The sequence below is a fragment of the Lentzea alba genome (assembly GCF_047445655.1).
GTDB lineage: Bacteria > Actinomycetota > Actinomycetes > Mycobacteriales > Pseudonocardiaceae > Lentzea > Lentzea alba_A.
In genome coordinates, this window is sequence record NZ_JAJAEG010000008.1 from 292,965 (window position 1) to 300,144 (window position 7,180).

Here is a 7,180-nt window from a genome sequence, read left to right on the forward strand (position 1 = left end):
TCGTTGAAAGTTTGACGACCGTATCCCGGTTCCTCGCGCTCTCACTCCGCCGTTCGGAGTTGATCAACTGCGCGAAAGGGAGTCCACTGTGGTCCAGACCAAAACGCTTCGGGCCGAGAAGCCTGTTGTTTCACAGACTTTCCCGGCCCGAAGGAGCATCACCCCTGAATTCAGCTACCGTGACACTCGTCCAGCAACTTCGTTCGCTGCTCACCCTTCAGCACTGGCAGCAGTTTTCGCAGTGCCGCGACCTGTGAATCCAACGCCTTCACCAACGCGTGCGTCGTCCCGGCCGACCAGACCACGTGCTGAGCGGGACCGAGACCAGCCGTCGCGTACAGGCAGGACAGCCGGGCGCTGGCGGTGTAACCGTCGACTTCACCACCGACATAGGTCAACGCCTGCCGATGCCGCTCGTCGAGAAGCACGCTGACGGTGCAGTTCGGCGCGTGGTACGCGAAGCCACCAGGCCTCACCTCCGGCCCCAGGAAGCCTTCTTGGTCGACGAGGAACCCGAAGCGTTGCCTGACCTCGTCTTCGAACGCCCGAGCGACGGACGCCGGTCGCTTGCTTCCCACTACCTCACCGCCACCCAGATCTTCTTCCCGTCAGCGACCCCTTGCTCAAAACCGAAGCCACGATTCCGCAAAAACTCTACCTCCTTCACGAATGTGTTCCCTCCCTCGTAATACGTCCTGAACGGGTCGCTGACGAGCCGGATCTCGCCGCCGGCGGCCACGGCCTCGTCGAGCCACCGCTCGTTCCTGCTCCAGCGATACTTGCCTGGTCCCTTCATCGGAAGGTCGAGCACGTTGAATCCGGGTTTCCCCCTGAAGGCCGCGACCGGTTCCTCAAGGCCGAGGATCGTGATGTCCTTGGTCGCCGCTTTCGCCGCTGGTTGGCCAATCGTGCTGCTGCCCTTGGCGGCAAGAGCGAGCTCCTTGCCGACGGCGATGGAACCGACTTCACGGCCTACGGAACTGGCACCGGCGGTGGCTCCACGGCCGACCGGGGCAGCGAGCGAGACCGCGCCGATGACAGTGAAGAGCGCGTCCCACGCTGTCGCGGGCCGGTTGCCCACCTGATAGGACCACTCGCAGAAACCAGGTCCGGGATTGCTGCTGCGACACAGGTACGTGGCCCAGTTAGCGACCGCCTGGTCGTACGTCTCCCACGGCGCCATCATCACCGGCGCCCCGAAGATCGGCCCCTTCTTCATCTCCTCTGCCGTGGGCAGTCGATGGCCGTGGATGACGGGTTGCTTGTTGGGGTCACCGGTGCCGGTCCGCACCTCGTACTCGCGCTGCTGTTGCCGCTGCACCTCCCTTTGGGAGACACCGGAACCGTCCGGACCGCACAGGCCGTTGGTCGAGTAGTGGCACCCGACCGAACTCCCCGCGTCCGAGTGGTAGCCGCCCTTGTCGGCCCAGTAGTCGCACATGTCGCAGAACAGGCCGGTCGGGTCGCTGAACGTGATCGGGCTGTTGTTGGAGTAGACGTAGGAGTTCCACTGCCGCGGATCCGCCAGGTCCATCACCGGGTCGACCGAGATGAACCGGCCCAGGGTCGGGTCGTACTCGCGAGCACCGATGTGCGTCAGCCCGGTGTTGTCGAGCGTCCCGCCGACGAATCCCTTGTCCAGCCGGGCAGGCCACGTCCCCGTGCCGCCACGCACTTCGCCGAACGGCAACGTGCGGCGAGTGCTGACGGTCTGGCTCAGCGCGTTGATCGTGTTCTGCGCCGTGCCGTTCTGGTCGGACGACATCCACGTGATGCCGGTCGACGTGCGCATCGCGACGGTCTGGCCGGCGTGCGTGTAGTAGCGGGTGCAGTTCTTCGCGCCGGACGAGGTCGTGTACCGGATTTCCTGCCCTGGCAGGTAAAGCGTCTTGCCACCGGGATCGCGGCGGATCAGCCGGCCGCCCTCGGCGTCGTAGACGTACGACGAGTCACCGGAACCGTCGACCGTCGTGGCAACGCGCCCTTCGCGGTCCCACGTCATCGTCTGCGTACCGGACGGCCCTGGCCGGGTGAGCATGTTGCCCGCCAGGTCGTAGGTGTACGCCCCGGCCCTGGTGCCCCCGGTGTCGGTGACGGAGGTGCTCGCCACGCTGTGCTTGCCCGGCGTCAGCGCGTAGTTCGTCGTCCGCTCGCCCGCACTGGTCGCCTGCTCCACCAGCTTCGTGCGGTCGCCGGCGGCGTTGTAGGTGAAGGACTGCCAGTACTTCGACGGTCCACCGAGCCCGACGACCGTCCGTTCTGCTGCGCAGTCACCCGTACCGGGCGTCCACGCCTCCGTCACGCGGCGGAGGTAGTCGGACTGGAAGCACTGCGTGTCCGAGCTGACAGAGTCCGCGACGCGGGTGATGTTGCCGGCCGCGTCGTAGTCGTACGACACGTTGGCCACGTCCGTCGGCCCGGTCTGCTTCGTCGTCCAGATCTGGCTCAGCCGCCGGGTGAACTGGTCGTAGTTGCGGGTGACGTCGACCGTGCCGCTGGTGCCGTTCTGCAGCCGATACGTGGCGAGTTCGCCGAACGACGTGTAGCCAGTGCTCTGAACGAGATCGGTCTGCGCCTTCGTGCCGTACCCGCTCTTCTGGGTGTTCAGCTGGTTCAGCGCGTCGTAGCCGAACTCGAGCGTCTCCTTCAAGAGATCACCAGCCGCCGGCATGCGGGTCGAGTAGAGCGATCCGTCGTCGTGGTAGGTGTTGACGTAGCTGTAGGTACCGCCGAGTCCGGTCTCCCCCGCCGGGATCGTGAAGTCCGTCTGGTCGGGCTGGTAGTCCCACCTGATGCCGGTGTGTTCCTTGACGTAGTCGCCGAGCTCGCCGTGCCGCACCGACTTGACCAGGTGACCTCGTACCACGGTGCCGTTGGCGAGCGTGTCGTAGAACCACTCCGCGCGAACCGCGCCGGTGACCGAGTCGTCGCGCATGCTCGTCTTGCGCTGCAACGCGTCGTAGGTGTACGCCAGCACCTGGCCCCGACCGTCCGTTGTGGACAGGATCTCGTCGGCGTCACCGAACACCGTGGTCGTGGTGCCCTTGTCCGGGTCGACCACGCGGACCTTCCGGCCCCGGATGTCGTAGGAGTACTCCCACTTCTTCCCGGACGGGTGCGCGACCTCGGCCAGCTGGTCCTTGCGGTCGTAGCTGTACTTCGTCGCGTCGAAGCCCGATGCGCTGCCCGCCGCGAAACCCGAGCGGTACTGCCGCAGTTCCGACTTGCGGCCCTGGACGTCGACCAGCGTCGAAGTGACCACGCCACCAGCGGGCGGTGTCACGTCGGTCCGGTCACCCGCGTAGTACGTGGTGGTGCGGGTCAGCTCCTCGCCACCGGGGCTGGCGACCGGCAGGTTCTTCTTGAGCGCACTCACCGTCTCGCGGCCCGCGCCGTCGAAGGTCGTCACCACCCCCGACGGGATGGTGTCCGTCGGCACGAACCGCTCGGTGCCCGGCGTGACGTTGGCGAGGTAGGCGTTGTTCGCGCGGACGGCGCGACCTGCCGAGTCGTAGTAGGTGTCCGTGACAACCGACTTCGTCGATCCGGCCACCGCGTCCGGCACCTGAGTCTGACGCGACCGGAGCAACCCGTCGAACAGCTCGTACGAGGTCACGTACCCACCGCTGGAGTTCCGCGTGCTCGACGTGACGACGACGGGCCCGTTGTCCCGGTCCAGGTAGGAGAACTTCTTGTCGGCCGGCCCGGTCGTGTCGAGTTTGTTGAGCCACACCGCGGTGGTGCGGCCGAGGCCGTCGTAGGTGAGGTGGGTCTTGCGGTCGTTGGGGTCCACGATGATCAGCGCCGAGCCCCACGCGGGCTGCTGAACGGTCTTCGTGACCCAGCCCAGCCCGTTGGTCACGGCGACCTCGGTGACCGGTCCGCCCGCCGCCGGGGTGTACGTGGTGGTCGAGGTTCCCTTGGGAGTGGTGGTCTTCGTGAGACGGCCGTAGCTGTCGTACTCCGTGGCCGTGTCGGTCAGGTGAGCCGCGGTGCCGTTGACGTACGACTTGAGGGTCTCGGCCTTGGTGATCTCGCCCTTGGTCGGCGCGACACCGTGAGCCTGGCCGTCGAAGTACGTCCTGCTGTCACCGGCGATGTCCGCGTCCTGCAGACCGGTGCCCGCGTTCGCTTTGGCGCAGTCGACCAGGAAGTCGCGCTTGCGCGACACCGCGCCGATCAGCCACGCCGACGTGTTGCGCGCGTAGTCGACCAACGAGCACTTCTCGTCACCGGTGACCGCGTCGTCGCCGCGGTCCTCGGACTGCGTGGCCATGCCGTAGGTCTGGTCGAACTCGTTGACGGAGCTGGTCGTCCGGTAGCCACGTCCGGCGTCGAGCGCGACGCGTGAGTGCTTGCTCTTGGTCGAGGCGTAACGAGCGTGGACCGTGACGCCGTTGATCGTGCGGCTCGCCTTGGCTTCCGACTGCCACGGCACGGTGACCGACGCGGACACCTCGGCGGCGCCGTTGTACGTGATCTGTTCACGGACCATGCCGGCGAAGGCGTCCTCGTCGTTCACCGCGGGAACGTCGCCGACCGCGATCGCGGGCAGCTGTACGTTTCTCGTACCGGACGGCAGCTTGTCGCCGTGCATGCCGCGGAAGAACCGGGTCTCGGTCAGCGTCTGCTCGCCGGGATCGCCCTTGCGCGCCTTGACCGCGCCGTAGCCGCGCCACACCGACCAGGTCTTGTTGTCGGCCTTGATGAAGCCGTCGTCGTCGCTGTAGTGCCAGGCCGGATCGCCCACGTACTCGTACGCCGTGACCACCCGGACCGAGCCACCCGTGGTGTCGGTCTCGGTCACGTGGTTCACGACGTACTTGTGGAAGTAGTCCCAGATCGGCTCGATGTTGCCCTGCGGGGTCCAGCGCACCGGGTAGCAGCGCAGGTTGTTGTCCTGCAAGGCGTTCTGGTTCGGCATCCGCGACCCGGCCACGCAGTCGGGGTCGGAGTAGGTGACGTCGATTCGGCCACCGGTGTCGGTGTGGATCGTCTTGAGGCGCCACCACTTCATCGCGGCGAGCTGGTCGGAGTGCGTGTCGACGCGGTTGCTGAGCTGGATGCCGGCGAACCTGACGTCCGGCACGTTGATCTGCTGACCGACGAGCCCGGAGTGCGAGATCTTGTCCAGCCACAGGCCCGCCCGCGTGCCGTCACCGGGATCGGGGAACGAGTGCCCCAGCGTCCACTTCTCGACCGCGCTGCCGCCCACCTTCGTGGTCACCGAGGCGAGCCGCTTGGTCTCCCAGAACGTCGGGGAACCGTTGAGACACGGGCTGGTCGTGCACTCCTGGTCCCACGGCACGTCCGGCCAGTGCGCGGCGTCCTTCGTGCCGCAGTCAGCCAGACAACGGTCCGCCGACTCGAAGACCACCTGCATCGGCGCGGTCTCAGAGCGGTCCGTGCGCGTGCCGTAGTCGATCTGCTTCAACACCAACGCGCGGTCGTACTCCGCCAAGTCACTCGTCGAGTTGTTGCGCGCGTACTTGTTCGTTTCCTTGTCGTAGCTGTACGTCATCGTGTTGCCGTGCAAGTCCACGACGTACTCAAGGGTCCACCGATACGCCTGCGCGCAGAACGAGTCCTTGAACAGCGTCGCCGCACACGGCTCGCCCGCGTGGTTGCCCGCCACCGGCACGTTCTGCACGGACTGCCTGCTGCGACCGAACCAGTGCTGCGTGCCACCAGACGTCGTGACGACCCAGTGCTCACCGTTGCGCGCACCGTTGTCGATACCGGTGTGCAGCTCGACGCGGGTGCCGTCGTCGTTGCGCAACCGCCAGCGGTTCCCGCTCTCCTTGATCAGCTCGCCCGCGTGCCCGGCCATCGACAACGACGCGTTCTCGTTGCGCCAACACAAATCGCCGGTTTTGACGGTGTTGCGCGCACCATCGGCCATGTCCTCGGAACAGCCGATGTACTTGCGCTCGATGAAGTTCGCGCCGAAGTCGAACCCCTCACCGATCCACGACGGCTGGTTGTTCGACGCCGCCATCCGCCCGTCCACGCTCGCCGACGAGTACGACAACGCCAACGACGGCGCCGGCCCACCCAGCGACGGCGGCACGCGCAACGGGTAGTTCCACGTGAAAGCACCGGTGTTCGAACCGGCCGACCAGGTGGCCGACGGTGAAAGGCTCGTGGCCTTGTAACTACCCGACCCGCTCGACGTCCCCGCAGCCAACGCCATCAACGCGCCACCGGACGGCGACGCCTCAGTGGCGGTCACCGTCCTCTTGGCCACGTCGTTGCGCGACGGCACCGGCTTGACCGCGCACTCCGGCTTCCCCGGCGTGGTCAGGGCACACTCCGGCAGCTGCACGAGCCGCAACCGCGAAGCCCAGTCCCCGCCGTACGCGAACCGGAACGACGAGTAGTTCACCTCGACCTTCGCCGCCCCACCGGAAACCCGGAAGAGCAACCCGTCCACTCCGGCCTTGCGCGCCCGTTCCCGGTCGAACACGTCGACCTTCGCCGAACTCCCGCCAGCCACCGAAACGGCAGGGTCGGTCGCCTTGGGCCACACCGGCGCACTGCCCTTGAAAGCTTGCCCGGTCCGAAGGTCAACGCTCTTGCCCAGACCAGCTTTCTGGCCCGCAACAACACGTTCCTTCTGCGGCACCGGAGGCCGATAGGGCGCCGCACCAGAAGGCGGCACCGTTAACACCGTGGACACCAGAACAGCGGCAAGCGCCGCGACTACTGCGCGTGACAAGTGAGCCCCCAGGCCATCCGCGCATGCCCCCCGACAACACGCGAATTCTCTTGTGGCCAGGAAGTCTGCCCCGCAGCCTAACGTTTCACAATGAGTCCATAAGGGTGAAGATCACTCCAAGTGATCATCAACGCCCTCGTGCGCGCACTCCAGCTCGTCCTCGTAAGCCTCACCCCGCGGCACCCAGGCCCCAGCCATCAACGCCGCAGCCCGAAGCACAGCCTCGCGATCCCATCCGCCGTCCGACGTCATCCCGCCAGCCAACGCCCGCCGGCGTTGTCATCACGTATGAGCTTTCAGATACGCCACCGAAATCGAATCCAAAGTGGATGCACGTGACCGGTGCCGAGCTGCTCGCGTCGACGTTCAACGGAGTCATCGCCACCCACCGTCCTCCCGGTACGACCAACCCGCGAACCGCAGCGGCACGGACTCGCCGAGCCCGTGCCGCTGCACCCCCGG

At 66.5% G+C, this 7,180-nt stretch carries 2 protein-coding genes; both read right to left on the reverse strand.

Going from position 1 to position 7,180, the window contains the following annotated elements:
- Window positions 1-170 precede the first annotated feature (170 nt).
- Complete coding sequence (locus LFM09_RS15845; RefSeq protein WP_414097197.1) at window positions 171-578, reverse strand: hypothetical protein; 408 nt, start codon at window positions 576-578, stop codon at window positions 171-173.
- On the reverse strand, window positions 578-6,718 hold the full coding sequence (locus tag LFM09_RS15850; protein ID WP_414097198.1) for an RHS repeat-associated core domain-containing protein: 6,141 nt from the start codon (window positions 6,716-6,718) through the stop codon (window positions 578-580). The genes LFM09_RS15845 and LFM09_RS15850 overlap by 1 nt, the downstream gene beginning before the upstream one ends.
- Window positions 6,719-7,180: the final 462 nt, after the last annotated feature.